This is a genomic window from Microvirga solisilvae, from assembly GCF_022808595.1.
In the GTDB taxonomy this organism is placed as follows: domain Bacteria; phylum Pseudomonadota; class Alphaproteobacteria; order Rhizobiales; family Beijerinckiaceae; genus Microvirga; species Microvirga solisilvae.
Genome location: NZ_JAKUCN010000010.1, coordinates 19,775 through 34,480 on the forward strand (window position 1 = coordinate 19,775; position 14,706 = coordinate 34,480).

Here is a 14,706-nt window from a genome sequence, read left to right on the forward strand (position 1 = left end):
ACCAGGAACTCGCTTTTGAGCCTCACGTTATCCAGCCTCCCTTGGAGGGTATGGAGTTTTGTGATGCGAGTGATGTCCTGGCTCGGCGCGATGGCGGTAGCAGCCGCCTTTCTTGCGCCTTCAGCCCAAGCACAAACCAATAAATTCGACGGCACCTGGAGCGTGGAAGTCGTCACCGAAAAGGGCGATTGCGATCGCGCCTATCGCTATTCGGTGATCGTGCAGAACGGCCGCGCCCGCTATGGCGGGACTGAGCGGTTCGATGTGAACGGCCAGGTTCGACCGAACGGCTCCGTCTCGGCCAGCATCTCGCGTGGACAGGACCGCGCCAATGTCTCGGGCCAGCTCGTCGGAGCCACGGGTCGCGGCACGTGGACGACAGCGGGCGGGCGCTCCTGCTCCGGCTATTGGAACGCCGAGAAGCGGGGCTGACGCAGGCCGCGGAAGCGTATTGCCTTTCCGCGTTGTGAAATTACATTACGCGCCAGTTTCCTCATTGAAAGACTGGCGCGGCCATGACCTCGTTCGACATTCTCATCCGCGCCTATCTTGTTGCCCTGGCCTTTCCGATTCTGGCGTTTGTGCTGAGAGGGCGGCTGGGCTTTATCTCGTTGCTGGTGCTCTGGGCGCTCGGAGCTGCTGTCATCCTTCCCTATTACCTTTACAGCTACTTCACTTCAGGGCCGGAGGTGAGCGGAGAACTCATCGTCTCCTGGACGCTCGAGTCCCTTGTCACCTATCTGTACGGCGCCGCTTTCTCGGGCATCCTGCTCGTTCCTGCATCCAGCAGGCGCCATGACCGCCTCAATGTGGGCTGGGTCATGCTGGCAGGCTTCTTCCCCAGCCTGCTGATCAGCCCGTTCGGCTATATGGTCTGGGCTCTTGCGGAGGCTTTCTCCTCCGAGGCGACCTTCGCGGATACGAGCACGTTCGAGCTTTATCTGGGCTCCTACATGTTCGTCTTCGTCAGCCCCTATCCCTGGGGCACGGCTTTGCTCGTGACGGCGGCCAGCGCCGCCAGCGTCTTCATCGTGAGGAAATTCTTCAATCCACGCCGCAAGGACGATTGAAACAGCAGGTTCGCAAGGGCGGTCAATAGAACTATATGCAAGTTGAGCGACCTTGGATTTGCTGAGAATATGCTGGCGTCATGACACATATCCCGGATTTCGCGAGCCTCCCGTGGGCAGGCTCCTCCCATGCCTCGTCCGCCCCGCAGCCCGGCAGTGAACCCTGGCTCACGCCGGAAGGCATTGCCGTGAAGGGAGCCTATGGCCCCGAGGACCGCGCCGGGATCGACTTCCTCGACACGCTTCCGGGTGTTGCGCCTTACTTACGCGGCCCCTACCCCACCATGTACGTGAACCAGCCCTGGACCGTTCGCCAATATGCGGGCTTCTCCACGGCTGAGGATTCCAACGCCTTCTATCGCCGCAATCTCGCAGCCGGCCAGAAAGGCCTGTCGGTCGCCTTCGATCTCGCCACCCATCGCGGCTACGATTCCGATCATCCGCGCGTGGCGGGCGATGTGGGCATGGCGGGTGTGGCCATCGACTCCATCTACGACATGCGCACGCTGTTTGCCGGCATCCCGCTCGATCAGATGAGCGTGTCGATGACCATGAACGGCGCGGTGCTCCCCATTCTCGCGCTCTACATCGTGGCGGCGGAAGAACAGGGCGTTCCGGCATCGAAGCTCTCGGGCACGATCCAGAACGACATTCTCAAAGAATTCATGGTGCGCAACACCTATATCTACCCGCCGAAAGGGTCGATGCGCATCATCTCGGACATCTTCGCCTACACCTCCGCGAACATGCCGAAGTTCAACTCCATCTCGATTTCCGGCTACCACATGCAGGAAGCCGGAGCGACGCAGGATCTCGAACTCGCCTACACGCTCGCCGACGGCGTGGAATATATCCGCGCCGGCATTGCCGCAGGTTTGACCGTGGATCAGTTCGCGCCGCGCCTCTCGTTCTTCTGGGCGATCGGCATGAACTTCTTCATGGAAGTGGCCAAGATGCGCGCCGCGCGCCTCCTCTGGGCAAAGCTCGTGAAGGGCTTCAACCCGCAGAGTGAGAAATCGCTGCCGTTGCGCACGCACTCGCAGACCTCCGGCTGGTCGCTCACCGCGCAGGACGTATTCAACAACGTGATGCGCACCTGCGTCGAGGCCATGGCGGCAACGCAAGGGCACACGCAATCGTTGCACACCAACGCCCTCGACGAGGCGCTGGCGCTGCCCACCGATTTTTCCGCACGCATCGCGCGCAACACGCAGCTCTTCCTGCAGCAGGAAAGCGGCACCACGCGCATCATCGATCCGTGGGGCGGCTCCTATTACGTCGAGCGCCTGACGAAGGAACTCGCGGAAAAAGCCTGGGGACACATTCAAGAGGTGGAAGCGCTCGGCGGCATGGCGAAGGCCATCGAGGCGGGCATTCCAAAACTGAAGATCGAGGAAGCCGCCGCCCGCACGCAGGCGCGCATCGATTCAGGTCACCAGAAGATCATCGGCGTGAACGCCTTCAAGCCCACGGACGAAGCCTCCATCGACATCCTGAAGGTGGACAACGCTTCCGTGCGCGCGCAGCAGATCGAGAAGCTGAAGCGGCTGCGCGCCGAGCGCAACCAGGCGGATGTGGACGCCGCCATCGATGCGCTCGCGAAAGGCGCTTCAAGCGGCCAGGGCAATCTGCTCGATCTCGCCGTAAAGGCCGCTCGTGCGAAGGCGACGGTCGGTGAAATTTCGGACGCGCTCGAAAAGGTCTGGGGCCGTCACCGCGCCGAGATCAAGGCCATCTCGGGCGTCTACAAGCGGGAGGTCGGCATGGGATCGCCAGTGCTGGAAAAGGTGCGCCAGCTCGTCGAGCAGTTCGAGCATGACGACGGCCGCCGCCCGCGCATCCTCGTCGCCAAGATGGGTCAGGACGGACACGACCGCGGCCAGAAGGTGATCGCTTCCGCCTTCGCCGATCTCGGCTTCGACGTGGATATTGGCCCCCTTTTCGCCACCCCGGCGGAAGCCGCACGCCAGGCCATCGAGAACGACGTGCACATCATCGGCGTGTCGTCGCTTGCCGCAGGCCACCTGACGCTCGTGCCTGAACTGAAAGCCGAACTCGGCAAGTTCAACCGCGAAGACATCATGATCGTCGTCGGCGGCGTGATCCCGCCGCAGGATTTCGACGCGCTCACTCAAGCAGGCGCCTCCGCGATCTTCCCGCCGGGCACGGTGATCGCCGATGCTGCGGTCAACCTGATCGAGGAGCTGAACCGCCGCCTGGGCTACGGACCGAAGCAGGCTGCGGAATAATCCGCCTCAGCTCGCCTTCGCCGTTGGAGCCGATCCCTCCAAAGCCGCCAGCGCCTCGGAGAGACGCCGCCTCGCGCGCTCGATCTCATTCTGCTTGATCGCATCGAGATCGAGGAACAGGTCGAGGCCGGTCACGTGCTCGATGATGACCTGCGGCCTTTGCGCGAGTTCGCCCAACAGGCCCTCGACCGCATAGGGCACGACCTCGCGCTTGATGCCTTTCATCATGATGGGTTCGAGCGGCCTTGCCCGCACCATGTCGCGCACGAGCGCATAGGTCTCGTAGCTCAGGCAGATCCCGCCCGGCTCCGCAATGACCTGCAGACGCGCGGCAAGGTTCGCCTCCGCTCCGATGATCGTATAGGCCATGCGGTCGTCGCTGCCGAAATTGCCCACATTGCAGAAGCCCGTATTGATGCCCATCCGCACCTGCATGGGCATTTCGATGCCGCGCTTGTGCCATCTGGCGTTCAGGTGATCCATGTGCTGCTGCATGTCGACGGCCATGCGCAGGCATGCGCGCGCATCCTCCTCCACACCCCTGGTCTCAGGATCACCGAAGAAGATGAGGATCGCGTCGCCGAAGAATTTGTCGATGGTCGCGCCATGCCGAAGCGCGATCTCCGACATCTCGGTGAAGTAGTCGTTCAAGAGCTCCGTCAGATCCTCCGGCTGAAGCCTCTCCGAGATGGCGGTGAAATCCTTGATGTCGGAAAAGAAGATCGTGAGCTTCTTGCGCTCGGTGGCGATCGCCACATCCTTCTGCCCGCTGAAGATGCTCTTGTAGACCTGCGGCGATAGATATTTCGCGAGCTTCATCGAAATACCCGCGAGAAAATCGTTCGCGTCGGTCAACTCCTGGTTCATGCCGTTGATGAGCCGCGCCTGACGTTTCTGCAGGATGATGATGGCAAGACCCGCGAGCGAAGCGAGGATGAGATACGACAGCGAGTACTTGAATGAGAACATGTTTGCGAAGATCGGTTGCGTCACCGAGACTTCCTGAATGCCGCGCACGTCTCCGACCTTCCAATCTGTCTTGGGACTCTCGGGATGCGTGTTGTGGCAGCTCACGCAGACCGGCCCCATGATGACGGGAGCGGCTGTCCTCACGCTCTGATTCAGCAGAGAACCCGATACATCCACGATCCGCTGATCGGGATGGGCCCGCAAGCTCTCGATCGCCTTGCGCTCGAAATCGTCGAGCTGATGCGGCGGGCGGCCCTTGAAGGTCATGTCGGACACGAAGCGATACTTGGCCGATCCGTCATGAGCGCTGATGCGCTGGCCGAGTTCGATGGAGAGCGTCGCGGGAATGGGGATCGCGCCCTTCACGTCCCGGTAATTGTGGGTAACGGTGACCGGGCCATCCGCATCCAGCACGCGCGCCACTACATCGCTGCCGTAGAAACCTCGCATGTCATCGACGATGCGGCTGATTTCGCTCGCCTGCATCCGCAATGTGCGCTCGGAGAGAATGCGCAGGTCGAGCCACACGGCAAGCGGCAGCCCGAGAAGACCGAGCACGACGGCCGCGATCAACAAGGGCCCTATGAGCCGTTGCGAATAAGAATGACGCTCACCCAGGATAGCCATGGATCGGCCTCATCGTGGAACGAGGAGACCTGATCTTTTGCCTTTGAGGCTAAAGGATCAACCCTTTCCTGGGGTAAAAACGACATGTTGAAGAGCTGCATACCCGGCAATGTGACCTGCATCACATTGCAGCGGCCAAGCTGTCGGCTCGCGATCAGCGCGCCCGCTCGATGGCGCGTTTTACCACCTGCTGCACTTCCGGGTTCGACAGGAAGAGATCGTGGTTGATGATGCCGCCGCCGAACTCGGACGCATCGGCCACGCGAACGCCCAACGCCTCCAGCCTCTCGCGATCCGCAGCACCGGCGCGGACAATGCCGCCAGCCAAGCGGCTCGACACGGCGAGCGCGCGATCATTCGTCGAGCTAATCACGGTGATCTTCTTCGCGTCGGTTCCCAGCCGCTCCAGGCCGCGCGCGAAAAGATCGATGTCGATGTCGGGGGCGGCCAGCACCACCGCGCCGATGCGCTCCATGGCGCTCTCGCCGCCGGAAGCGCGCAGCATGCGTAGCGTCTCCAGCGTCAGCAGCGTGCCCATGCTGTGCGCCACGATATTGATGCGCCCGCCGCTCGGCGTCTTGGCGATGGCGGTGAGCAGATCCTCCAGCGAGTCACGCGACCACATGGCGGCCTCGCGGTCGGCCACGTAGCTGAAGGTCGAAGCGGCGGAGGGCCATGTGAAGAGGCCCGTCGCACCTGGAAATTGGATGCCCTGCGAGAGATTGATGGTGGACGTCGCCGCCGTCTGGAAGCTCTCGCGATAGCCGTGAATATAGAGCAGCAGATCGCGTCCGAAGGCGGCCTGTGCGAAAGCCTGCGCCGCATTGGAGCGGTTCACGCCCTCGACCTTGGCGATGCTCCAGCCCGAACCGCCGATCAGGGATTCCGAGGGTGGTGTGAGGCGCGCTTCCGCATAGACGAGATCAGGCGAACGCTCGCCGCTGAACCAGGGCTTCTTCGGCGGATCGCCCACGGGCAGGCGGGTGGTCGCGACCAGCAGCTTCGGGTCCTTCTCCAGGCCGGGGGGAGGCGCGGAAAGCGGGCTCATCAGGGCATTATCGTCGCCCATGCACCCGGAAAGGGTGATTGCGGCAAGGCAGGCGATGATGAGGCGAGAAAGGGACAGCTGCATGAGGCCGGAGATCTGAACGAGGGAGGGGGTAATGCTGTGTTGCCCCCGATCATGGCATGCGCAAGGCAAAGCCGGGCGATGCCCCCATTCCTTCCCATTCACGGTAAAGCATTGGTGAACGAGGGGCGGCAACCCGCGCCTTGATGGAAGGCCTTCATCCTCATACCTTCGCCGTGATGGCTTTTCTTTCCCGTATTCTCCTCTTCATCATCGGATTGTTCATCCTGCCCCTTGGCGCCCACGCCCTCTGGTGGACCCTGCGGGAGGATGTCGCGCCCAATTGGCGCTCCGCCGACTGGTCGAGCGCCAAGCTTCTGAAACCGCCCTCCGAGGTTCCTCAGGCGGTCGTGGCGGTCTATGCGGCCCGGGTCGGCCGCTGGCGCGGCATCGTCGCCCACCATACCTGGATCGTGGTGAAGGAAGCCGGAGCCGGGCAATATACCCGCTACGACAAGGTCGGCTGGGGCAGCCCGGTGCGCACCAACGGCTGGGCGCCCGATGGGCGCTGGTTCGGCAATGCACCGCATCCCGTCGTGGTGATCGAGGGCGACGCGGCGGAGCGCCTGATCCCGCAGATCCGCAAGGCCGTCGCGAGCTATCCTTACGCGTCCTACGGCGCCTACAACGCCTGGCCGGGCCCCAACTCCAACACCTTCGTCGCCCATGTCCTGCGCTCCGTGCCGGAGCTGAACGCGGCCCTGCCGCCCACGGCCCTCGGCAAGGACTGGCGGCCCCTGCAGGACATCGTCGGCCTGACGCCGAGCCGCACCGGCATCCAGATCTCGCTCGCAGGCTATGCGGGCCTCGCGCTCGGCTGGGTCGAGGGCGTCGAGATCGATTTCATGGGGCTCGTCGCCGGAATCGACATCCGCCGCCCGGCCCTGAAGATTCCTGCCTGGGGACGGATCGGGATGGACCCGATCACGTGGTGAAAGCCTGATCCGAATAGGGTAAGGCTATTCCCATGACTGGGGGCTCCCACAGGAAAACGGATGTGACGGCCGAGGCCGTGGCGGCGGGTGACCGTGCCGCGCTCGCGCGCGCCATCACGCTCATGGAATCCCGCCGCGCCGATCATCGCGAGAAGGCCCGCTCGCTGCTTCAGGAGCTGATGCCCCGTACCGGCAAGGCCGTGCGCATCGGCATCACCGGCGTTCCTGGCGTCGGCAAGTCCACCACCATCGACACGCTGGGCTCCATGCTCACGGAGAAGGGCCACAAGGTCGCCGTGCTCGCCGTCGATCCCAGCTCCACCCGCACGGGCGGCGCGATCCTCGGCGACAAGACCCGCATGGCGCGATTGTCATCCGACACGAACGCCTTCATCCGTCCTTCCCCCTCCTCCGGCACCCTCGGCGGCGTCGCTGCCAAGACCCGCGAGACGATGCTGCTGTGCGAGGCCGCCGGCTTCGACGTGATCCTCGTGGAGACGGTGGGCGTCGGGCAGTCGGAAACGGCCGTGGCCGATCTCACGGACTTTTTCCTCGTGCTCATGCTCCCCGGCGCGGGCGACGAATTGCAGGGCATCAAGAAGGGCATTCTTGAGCTTGCAGACATGATCGCGGTCAACAAGGCCGACGATGCGGGCGTGAAGGCCAAGGCCGCCGCCGCCGAATACCAGGCCGCCCTTCACATCCTCAGTCCCGCCTCCCCCACCTGGACGCCGCCGGTGCTGACGGTTTCGGGACTGACCGGCCACGGGCTCGACGAATTGTGGGCAAAGGTGCTCGACCATCGCAAGCGCCTGGAAGCCACCGGGGAGCTTGCTGCGAAGCGGCGGGCCCAAGACACGAAATGGATGTGGGCCCTCGTCAACGAGCGCCTGCACGAGCGGCTCACCCATGATCCGGCGCTGAAGAAGCGCGTGCCGGAAATCGAGAAGGCGATTGCGAATGGCAGCCTGTCCCCCGACGCCGGAGCAAGCGAGATCGTGAGCCTGCTGAACCTCTAGCGCAGCCCTCGTGGCTTGCAATTTAGCAAGCTGCCTATGGGCAAGCGCCTGATTGCTCTTGCCAGCGCTCCCTTCACATTGCCATAAAACGATACGTTATAAAGTAAGTCGCTAAGGGCGACTCATTGGGGGCATTGCGATGGTTTTACCGGTTCTCTGGGGCGAGTTTCTGCTCAACACGACGAAGCAAGGCGTGCAGACGGAAGTGCAGCTGCACGCCCTCGACAACGGCAAGTTCATGGCCGTCTGGCAGGATGTGGTGCCTGCCCATCACGTGTTGCCGGGTGACGACGCATCCGCATCCACAAAGATTTATGCACAGCGCTTCTATTCGGGCGCCGTTTCCCAGGGTGACCCTGTCCAAGTCAACACCACCACGAGCGGCACCCATTCGGCTCCGGTCGTGCAGGCGCTCGAGAACGGCAACTTCCTCTATGTGTGGGAACACCGGGAGATGATCGCGGGGGTCGAGACGTTCTCGATCCGGGCACGCATTCTCAAGGCCGACGGCACACCGGTCGATGCGAATGGCGACCTCGAAGGCGGTACCGACGATTTCGTCGTCGCCTCCAGCATCACCGGCCCGTTGACGATGCCCCAGGTCAGCCTCGCTGCGGGTGGCCGCTTCGTCGTGACCTATACGGCTCAGAACGGCACTGCTTCGGGCGATCCGTCCGTGCCCACCGATCATGACGTGAAGGCTGTGATCTTCAATGCGGATTACACGAAGTCCGACAAGGATATCCAGACCGGCACCGGATCGCAGACGAACACCTCCGTCATCACCCTGAAGGATGGCAATCTCGTCTCCATCTACAACGATATCGGCTCGACCGAAGGCGACACCACGGAACGGGTCTCCATCAAGATCATGTCCCTGGCAGCCGATGGGACGCTGGGCATGGTGAGAACCATTCCTCTGCCCACAAACATCAAGGAAGGCACGCGTCCCCACGCAGTTGCTCTCAAGGACGGACGCTTCGTCGTCACCTGGACCGTCGACCAGGGCGACGCCGATGCTGACGGCATCAGTGACGGTCTCAACGTGATGGCGCAGGTCTTCGAGGCCAATGGCGATCCGGCCAGCACCAAGCCTATTCTCGTCAACACGGTCACCACGCGCGATCAAACGAGCCCGAGCGTCACGGCGCTGGAGCAAGGTGGTTTCGCCATCACCTATCTCGACGGCAGCGAAGCGGGTGCCCGCAAGGTGAAGGTGGCGATTTTCAACGAGAACCAGACGCGCGTCGTGGCGGATATCGTTGTCAGCCGTGACTTCTCGGAAGGCGAGCGAACAGCGCCGAAGGTCGTCGAGCTGACGGATGGCCGTCTGATCATTGCCTGGAATGAAAACGTTCCAGGCCGCACCGATGATGCGGACGGCATCCGCGGTCAGGTCATCGATGCCCGCTTCAAGCCGATCAAGCTCTCCGGCACCGACGACAGCGATCAGGTGATCGGTACCGGCTACAACGACACGCTCAGCGGCGGTGCTTACGGTCACGACCATATTCTCGGTCGCGACGGAAACGACATTCTCTATGGCGGCTCGGGCACGGGTCTCGGCAATGATACGCTCGATGGCGGCAAAGGCGCCGACAGGATGGCCGGCGGCGTCGGCAACGATGTCTATGTCGTCGACAACGCGAAGGATGTGATCATCGAAACATCCACCGGCGGCACGGGCGATCTGATCAACACCTATGTGAGCTTCGCGCTGTCGAACTATGTCGAGAAGCTCACCGCCCTTGGCACAAGCGCCATCAACCTGACGGGCAACACGCTCTCTAACACGATCACCGGCAATGCGGCCGCCAACAAAATCAATGGCGGCGCCGGCAACGACATAATCTACGGCGGCCTCGGGAACGATTTGCTGACGGGGAGCACCGGCAAAGACTATTTTGTCTTCAATACGACGCGCAACGCCAAGTCCAATGTCGACACCATCACCGACTTCAGCGTGAAGGACGACACGATCCGCCTCGAGAACTCAATCTTCACGCGCCTGACCAAGACAGGGACGCTCAACAAGGCGTTCTTCAAGGTCGCCACCAAGGCCGGGGATAAGAACGACTACATCCTCTACAACAAGTCGAAGGGCCTGCTGTCTTACGATGCCGATGGCTCGGGCAAAGGGGCCGCCGTCCTCTTCGCAAAGGTGAAGCCGGGCCTCGCGCTCACTTATGCGGACTTCCAGATCATCTAAGACGCCTGCACCCCGATCAATGAAAAAGGGCCGGAGAGATGATCTCCGGCCCTTTTTCAATTCATCAATGCGTAAAAACTTATCCGAGCAATTCGGGGGCGAGGCGAATGCCTCCGACCTCGATACCGTTCCAATTCTTGAACACGGGCTGCGCCAGCACCTCGACCGCTGCTCTCTCCTCGTCGCTGAGCGGCAGGAAGCGCAGGACGAGACCGGCCATCATCGCTTCTGCGGCGCGGGCATTGCCGTCATCCGCCTTGAGGGCGATGCCGTATCCGAGTTCGGGGAAGGTCGCGCAATAGACGCCCTCGGCGCCGACCTTCACGAAGGCGCGCTCCTTGAGAACCTCCATGAGCTTCGTATCGAAGCGCCCTGTCCCGGCCACCATGAAGGGATGGGCCGCCACCGCCTTGCGGATGCGCTCGGCCGCTGCCTTTGCATCGGCGGAAAGACCGCTGCCGGTGCCGAACCGGGCAAAGCCGAAGGCAAGGGAGGGCAGTCGGATGGCATAGGTCGGGATGGAGCAGCCGTCGATGCCGCTCTTGTCCGGGGTATGGCAGGCGCCCGTCACGTCCTCCAGGGACTCACGCACCATGCGCTGCACCGGATGGTCGGCGCTCACATAGCCCTTCGGGTCCTCGCCCGTGCTGCAGGCGAGGCAGATGAAGCCCGCATGCTTGCCGGAGCAGTTATTGTGCAGGGCGTTCGGCTGGCCACCCTGAGCGGCCAGATCCCGGTTCGCCGCCTCGCCCATGGGCCAATGGGCGCCGCATTCCAGGCAGCCCGCATCCTGGCCCGCCTTGGCCAGCATGGATGCGGCCACGCGCACATGCTCGGGCTCCCCCGAATGGGAGGCGCAGGCCAGCGCGATCTCTTCGTCAGTCAGGCCGTATTTGTCGGCAGCACCGCTCTGGATCAGCGGCAGGGCCTGCAGGGCCTTGACCGCGGAGCGCGGGAACACGCGTCGATCCACGTCTCCTAAGGAGAGGACCGTGGCGCCGTCCGCATCCACCACCGATACGCTGCCCCGATGGCGCGATTCGACTAGGCGCCCGCGGGAGACCTCGACAAGAAAAGGGTTATCCATGAATGCCCCGTTTGAGAACGGCGGTCTTTTGAGCGCCCTTTGGCCGGATGTCAAAGGGGTTATTGTTGCAGGGGGCAGCAAACCCTTTTGGGGGGTCGGCTTGCGGTCAAATCGCTGGCGCTCTAAACCCTCCGTCTTGAACCAAAGGGGAGATCCTGATGCGCATTGCGATGATCGGGTCGGGTTATGTAGGACTGGTTTCCGGAGCCTGCTTCGCGGATTTCGGCCACGACGTCTGCTGCGTGGACAAGGACCCGCGCAAGATCGAAGCCCTCAATCGCGGTGAGATCCCCATCTTCGAGCCCGGCCTCGCCGAGCTCGTTGCCAAGAACGTGCGCGAAGGGCGCCTGACCTTCACCACCACCCTGCCCGAGGCTGTCAGGAGCGCGGAGGCCGTGTTCATCGCGGTCGGTACCCCCTCCCGGCGCGGCGACGGCCATGCGGACCTTTCTTATGTCTATCAGGCCTCCCGCGAGATCGCCGAGGCCATGGACGGCTATACGGTGGTGGTCACGAAATCCACGGTTCCGGTGGGCACCGGCGACGATGTGGAGCGGATCATCCGCGAAACACGCCCCGATGCGGAATTCGCCGTGGTCTCGAACCCGGAATTCCTGCGTGAGGGCGCGGCCATCACCGACTTCAAGAGGCCCGACCGCATCGTGATCGGCACCGACGATCCGCGCGCCCAGGGCGTGATGAACGATATTTATCGCCCGCTCTATCTCAATCACTCGCCGGTGCTCGCCATGTCCCGGCGCACGGCGGAGCTGACGAAGTACGCAGCGAATGCCTTCCTCGCCACCAAGATCACCTTCATCAACGAGATCGCCGATCTCTGCGAGCATGTGGGGGCGAACGTGCAGGACGTGGCTCGCGGCATCGGCCTCGACAACCGCATCGGCGCCAAGTTCCTCCATGCCGGTCCCGGCTATGGCGGCTCCTGCTTCCCGAAAGATACGCTGGCGCTGATCAAGACCGCGCAGGATTTCGAAGCGCCCATGCGCATCGTGGAAACGGTGGCGGCGGTGAACAGCCAACGCAAGCGCGCCATGGGCCGCAAGGTCATCACGGCCTGCGGCGGCTCCGTGCGCGGCAAGACCATCGCCGTGCTGGGTCTCACCTTCAAGCCCAATACCGACGACATGCGCGACGCCCCTTCCCTCGACGTCATCACGGCCCTGCAGGATGCGGGCGCCCAGGTGCGCGCCTATGATCCGGAAGGAATGGAAGCAGCGAGCGGAATGCTGACGGGCGTGGAATATGCGCGCGATCCTTACGATTGCGCACGCGGTGCGGATGCGATGGTGATCGTGACCGAATGGGATATCTTCCGCGCGCTCGACCTCAAGCGCCTGAAGGCAACTCTCGCGGAGCCCGTCGTGGTTGACTTGCGCAACGTCTATCGCCCCGACGAGATGCGCCGCAACGGCTTCACCTATGTGAGCATCGGACGGCCGTAAGGCATCGCAGCAAAGGACTGTTCAGCACACGCCATCCCGTGGCATACGTTCGCTGAACTCATATTTGCTGAAGTCACGTCTTCCGGAGCGTCCCATGCAGACCTTCTTCGTCGAGATCAAATGCAAGCTCGGCAAGACCTATGCCGTCGCCAACGCCCTCGCCGACCGCGAGATCGCGTCCGAGATCTACTCGACCGCCGGCAATTACGACATTCTGGCCAAGTTCCACGTGGATGACGGCGTCGATATCGGCCACTTCATCGCCGAGAACGTGCAGTCGATCCCCGAGATCGCCGACACGCACACGATCATCACGTTCAAGGCGTTCTGACCAGCGCCGCGCCAAATGAGATTTACGTCATGGAATTGATGATCAGTCGTGCGCTGAGCTGGCTTCATGCACCCCGCTCCTGGGCCATCGGCTTGCTTGCGATGATTTTAGGGCCGCCCTTAGCATGCATCGCGGTGATCGTTTTCATCTATGAGGCCCAGCTCTTTCCAGTGGGCAGGCTGGCCATGTGGGTTCCCACGGGAGTCGGAATAGCTGCTTGCCAGCTGCTCCCAACTCGGCACGTGCTCACGCGGATCGCTGTCGCAGTACCATATGCTTTTCTGGTGTATATGACGATCATCTATTTCGGCTTTATAGCCGTCTGCGCCCTATACAGCGATTGTGTATAATGACATCAAGGGGCCTACCGCTCTTCAAAGCCTCGCATTCTGATTAGCGCGTCACCGCGCTCGTTTCCGTCACCTCGCTCGCCGGACGCGTGATCTCGGCGAGATAGGGACCGATGCCCTCGTAGCGGTCGAGACGGCGGACGATCTTCGAGTCGATCTTGTTGTAGAGCTCGGCCACCGTGACCGGGCGGCGCTTGCGGCCCTTGCCTTCCATGAAGAGACCGGCATTGGCCCTTGCCGCTGCCGGGAAGAGCTTCGAGGCCTTCATGTTCGGATCCTGGTCGAGCGTTTCGAGGAAGCGCACGGCGCTCTTCGCGCCGAGGAAATGCGCGAGGTAGAGTTCGGCTTCCGCCAACTCGCGCTCGCCCTGTGCGATCAGAGCACGCTCCACGTCCTTGATCAGCTCACCGGCCATCAGGGCTGAGAAATACGGATCGGTGCGCAGGTTCATGACCCATTCTCGATCCTTGTCGCTCACCACCGGATCGCCATTGACGAAGCGGATGGCCTCCGCTGCTGCGGTGAAGCCGTAATCGGCGGCGTGCATCGCGACGATCTCGAGCCAGGTGCGGTCGATGAACTGGAACAGGCCCTCCGCGGAAGAGGTCGGCGCCTTGGCTTCGGGTGAGAGGCTCGATTCCACGTCAGCCAGCGTCATCATGTAAACCGGGTCGACGCCCGTCACATGCGCCGCCTTGAGGATGGAGTGAACCAGCCAGCGCGGGATGTTGCGCCCGTTGAAGGGGATGATCTCGTCCGGGTTGCCGGAAGCCTCCGGGAGCGTTTCCACATGCTCCTGCTTCTTCTTACGCTGCTTGGTGAGGGAGAAGGCGCCGTCGATGATCGCCTGGAAAAGACCCGGCTGCTTGCCGAGTTCAGGGACATAAGCGACGGAAGCCACCACCGGATTGGCCACCACAAGCGGCTTTGCGGTCGCCTCCCGGTTGGCTTCGATCAGGGCTGTCGGCAGGGTGGCGACGGCGGCTGGACCCGCCGTCACCCCCTGAAGTCCGGCCAACAGGCCCAAAGCAAGGGTCACACGAACCGCTTGGCGGCGGCGACGGACGCCTCGACGAGTATCCGCAACAGGTTGCGGCACGGCGCACAGCAGCGTTCTTGCATTACTCGGCATCACACTTGTTCCCGCGAGGTCCGGTTTAGGGTCCGAACCACCCCTTATGTGTCATTCTGGGACAAGAGGTGACGGGTAGTTGTGTCGAGAATCGGTCAGCTTGACCGTAAGAATGTGTTTTTCAGGCCTTCCGGTA

Annotated in this window: 13 protein-coding genes; 9 read left to right on the forward strand and 4 right to left on the reverse strand. The window is 62.6% G+C overall.

Translation table 11 applies throughout. From position 1 onward, the window contains the following. Positions 1-63: 63 nt before the first annotated feature. The 3 genes from MJ639_RS16620 (at position 64) to scpA (ending at position 3,319) form a co-directional block, all read left to right on the forward strand. Positions 64-432, forward strand: coding sequence for a hypothetical protein (locus MJ639_RS16620; RefSeq protein WP_243375211.1), 369 nt, complete (start codon positions 64-66; stop codon positions 430-432). Positions 433-515: 83 nt separating this feature from the next. Further along, a complete protein-coding gene (locus tag MJ639_RS16625; RefSeq protein ID WP_243375213.1) occupies positions 516-1,070 on the forward strand; it encodes a hypothetical protein in 555 nt (184 codons plus the stop codon). 80 nt (positions 1,071-1,150) lie between these two features. After that, the gene (gene scpA / locus MJ639_RS16630) at positions 1,151-3,319 is read left to right on the forward strand and encodes a methylmalonyl-CoA mutase (RefSeq protein WP_243375215.1); all 2,169 of its coding nucleotides are present in this window, start codon (positions 1,151-1,153) and stop codon (positions 3,317-3,319) included. 6 nt (positions 3,320-3,325) lie between these two features. Here scpA and MJ639_RS16635 read toward each other — a convergent pair whose 3' ends face one another. Both MJ639_RS16635 and MJ639_RS16640 read right to left on the reverse strand, forming a co-directional pair. After that, positions 3,326-4,915 (reverse strand): adenylate/guanylate cyclase domain-containing protein, encoded by a 1,590-nt coding sequence (locus MJ639_RS16635; protein ID WP_243375218.1) that lies wholly within the window; start codon positions 4,913-4,915, stop codon positions 3,326-3,328. Positions 4,916-5,069: 154 nt separating this feature from the next. Beyond that, complete coding sequence (locus tag MJ639_RS16640) at positions 5,070-6,047, reverse strand: alpha/beta hydrolase (RefSeq protein ID WP_243375219.1); 978 nt, start codon at positions 6,045-6,047, stop codon at positions 5,070-5,072. Positions 6,048-6,190: 143 nt separating this feature from the next. On the opposite strand from MJ639_RS16640, the gene MJ639_RS16645 reads away from it, so the two are divergent. From MJ639_RS16645 to MJ639_RS16655, 3 genes are all read left to right on the forward strand, one after another. Beyond that, positions 6,191-6,979 carry a DUF3750 domain-containing protein gene (locus MJ639_RS16645; protein ID WP_423790814.1) on the forward strand — a complete coding sequence of 263 codons (789 nt, stop codon included), beginning with the start codon at positions 6,191-6,193 and terminating at the stop codon, positions 6,977-6,979. A 32-nt stretch (positions 6,980-7,011) separates the two neighbouring features. Continuing rightward, positions 7,012-7,998: a methylmalonyl Co-A mutase-associated GTPase MeaB gene (gene meaB / locus MJ639_RS16650; RefSeq protein ID WP_243375220.1), complete on the forward strand. Its 987-nt coding sequence runs from the start codon at positions 7,012-7,014 to the stop codon at positions 7,996-7,998. A 139-nt stretch (positions 7,999-8,137) separates the two neighbouring features. Next, on the forward strand, positions 8,138-10,207 hold the full coding sequence (locus MJ639_RS16655) for a calcium-binding protein (RefSeq protein WP_243375222.1): 2,070 nt from the start codon (positions 8,138-8,140) through the stop codon (positions 10,205-10,207). Positions 10,208-10,286: 79 nt separating this feature from the next. Here MJ639_RS16655 and MJ639_RS16660 read toward each other — a convergent pair whose 3' ends face one another. Continuing rightward, entirely contained in the window at positions 10,287-11,294 is a 1,008-nt protein-coding gene (locus MJ639_RS16660; protein ID WP_243375223.1) for an asparaginase, read from the reverse strand. Positions 11,295-11,452: 158 nt separating this feature from the next. Between MJ639_RS16660 and MJ639_RS16665 the strand changes: the two genes are divergently transcribed. The 3 genes from MJ639_RS16665 to MJ639_RS16675 all read left to right on the forward strand — a co-directional run bounded on the left by MJ639_RS16665 (position 11,453) and on the right by MJ639_RS16675 (position 13,438). Next, entirely contained in the window at positions 11,453-12,757 is a 1,305-nt protein-coding gene (locus MJ639_RS16665) for a UDP-glucose dehydrogenase family protein (RefSeq protein WP_243375225.1), read from the forward strand. Between the two features lie 94 nt (positions 12,758-12,851). After that, positions 12,852-13,088, forward strand: a complete 237-nt coding sequence (locus MJ639_RS16670) for an Lrp/AsnC ligand binding domain-containing protein (RefSeq protein WP_047189580.1) — start codon at positions 12,852-12,854, stop codon at positions 13,086-13,088. A 29-nt stretch (positions 13,089-13,117) separates the two neighbouring features. After that, positions 13,118-13,438, forward strand: a complete 321-nt coding sequence (locus MJ639_RS16675) for a hypothetical protein (RefSeq protein ID WP_243375227.1) — start codon at positions 13,118-13,120, stop codon at positions 13,436-13,438. Between the two features lie 43 nt (positions 13,439-13,481). Here the strand turns inward: MJ639_RS16675 and MJ639_RS16680 are convergent, their stop codons facing one another. Continuing rightward, a complete protein-coding gene (locus MJ639_RS16680; RefSeq protein ID WP_243375230.1) occupies positions 13,482-14,570 on the reverse strand; it encodes a transglycosylase SLT domain-containing protein in 1,089 nt (362 codons plus the stop codon). Positions 14,571-14,706: the final 136 nt, after the last annotated feature.

Bases quoted from the DNA above. Each gene is read 5' to 3' on its own strand.
- MJ639_RS16625 (WP_243375213.1), top strand. From the start codon at position 516: ATGACCTCGTTCGACATTCTCATCCGCGCCTATCTTGTTGCCCTGGCC.
- scpA (WP_243375215.1), top strand. From the start codon at position 1,151: ATGACACATATCCCGGATTTCGCGAGCCTCCCGTGGGCAGGCTCCTCC.
- MJ639_RS16620 (WP_243375211.1), top strand. From the start codon at position 64: ATGCGAGTGATGTCCTGGCTCGGCGCGATGGCGGTAGCAGCCGCCTTT.
- MJ639_RS16655 (WP_243375222.1), top strand. From the start codon at position 8,138: ATGGTTTTACCGGTTCTCTGGGGCGAGTTTCTGCTCAACACGACGAAG.
- MJ639_RS16660 (WP_243375223.1), bottom strand. From the start codon at position 11,294: ATGGATAACCCTTTTCTTGTCGAGGTCTCCCGCGGGCGCCTAGTCGAA.
- MJ639_RS16665 (WP_243375225.1), top strand. From the start codon at position 11,453: ATGCGCATTGCGATGATCGGGTCGGGTTATGTAGGACTGGTTTCCGGA.
- MJ639_RS16640 (WP_243375219.1), bottom strand. From the start codon at position 6,047: ATGCAGCTGTCCCTTTCTCGCCTCATCATCGCCTGCCTTGCCGCAATC.
- MJ639_RS16675 (WP_243375227.1), top strand. From the start codon at position 13,118: ATGGAATTGATGATCAGTCGTGCGCTGAGCTGGCTTCATGCACCCCGC.
- meaB (WP_243375220.1), top strand. From the start codon at position 7,012: ATGACTGGGGGCTCCCACAGGAAAACGGATGTGACGGCCGAGGCCGTG.
- MJ639_RS16670 (WP_047189580.1), top strand. From the start codon at position 12,852: ATGCAGACCTTCTTCGTCGAGATCAAATGCAAGCTCGGCAAGACCTAT.
- MJ639_RS16680 (WP_243375230.1), bottom strand. From the start codon at position 14,570: ATGCCGAGTAATGCAAGAACGCTGCTGTGCGCCGTGCCGCAACCTGTT.
- MJ639_RS16645 (WP_423790814.1), top strand. From the start codon at position 6,191: ATGGAAGGCCTTCATCCTCATACCTTCGCCGTGATGGCTTTTCTTTCC.
- MJ639_RS16635 (WP_243375218.1), bottom strand. From the start codon at position 4,915: ATGGCTATCCTGGGTGAGCGTCATTCTTATTCGCAACGGCTCATAGGG.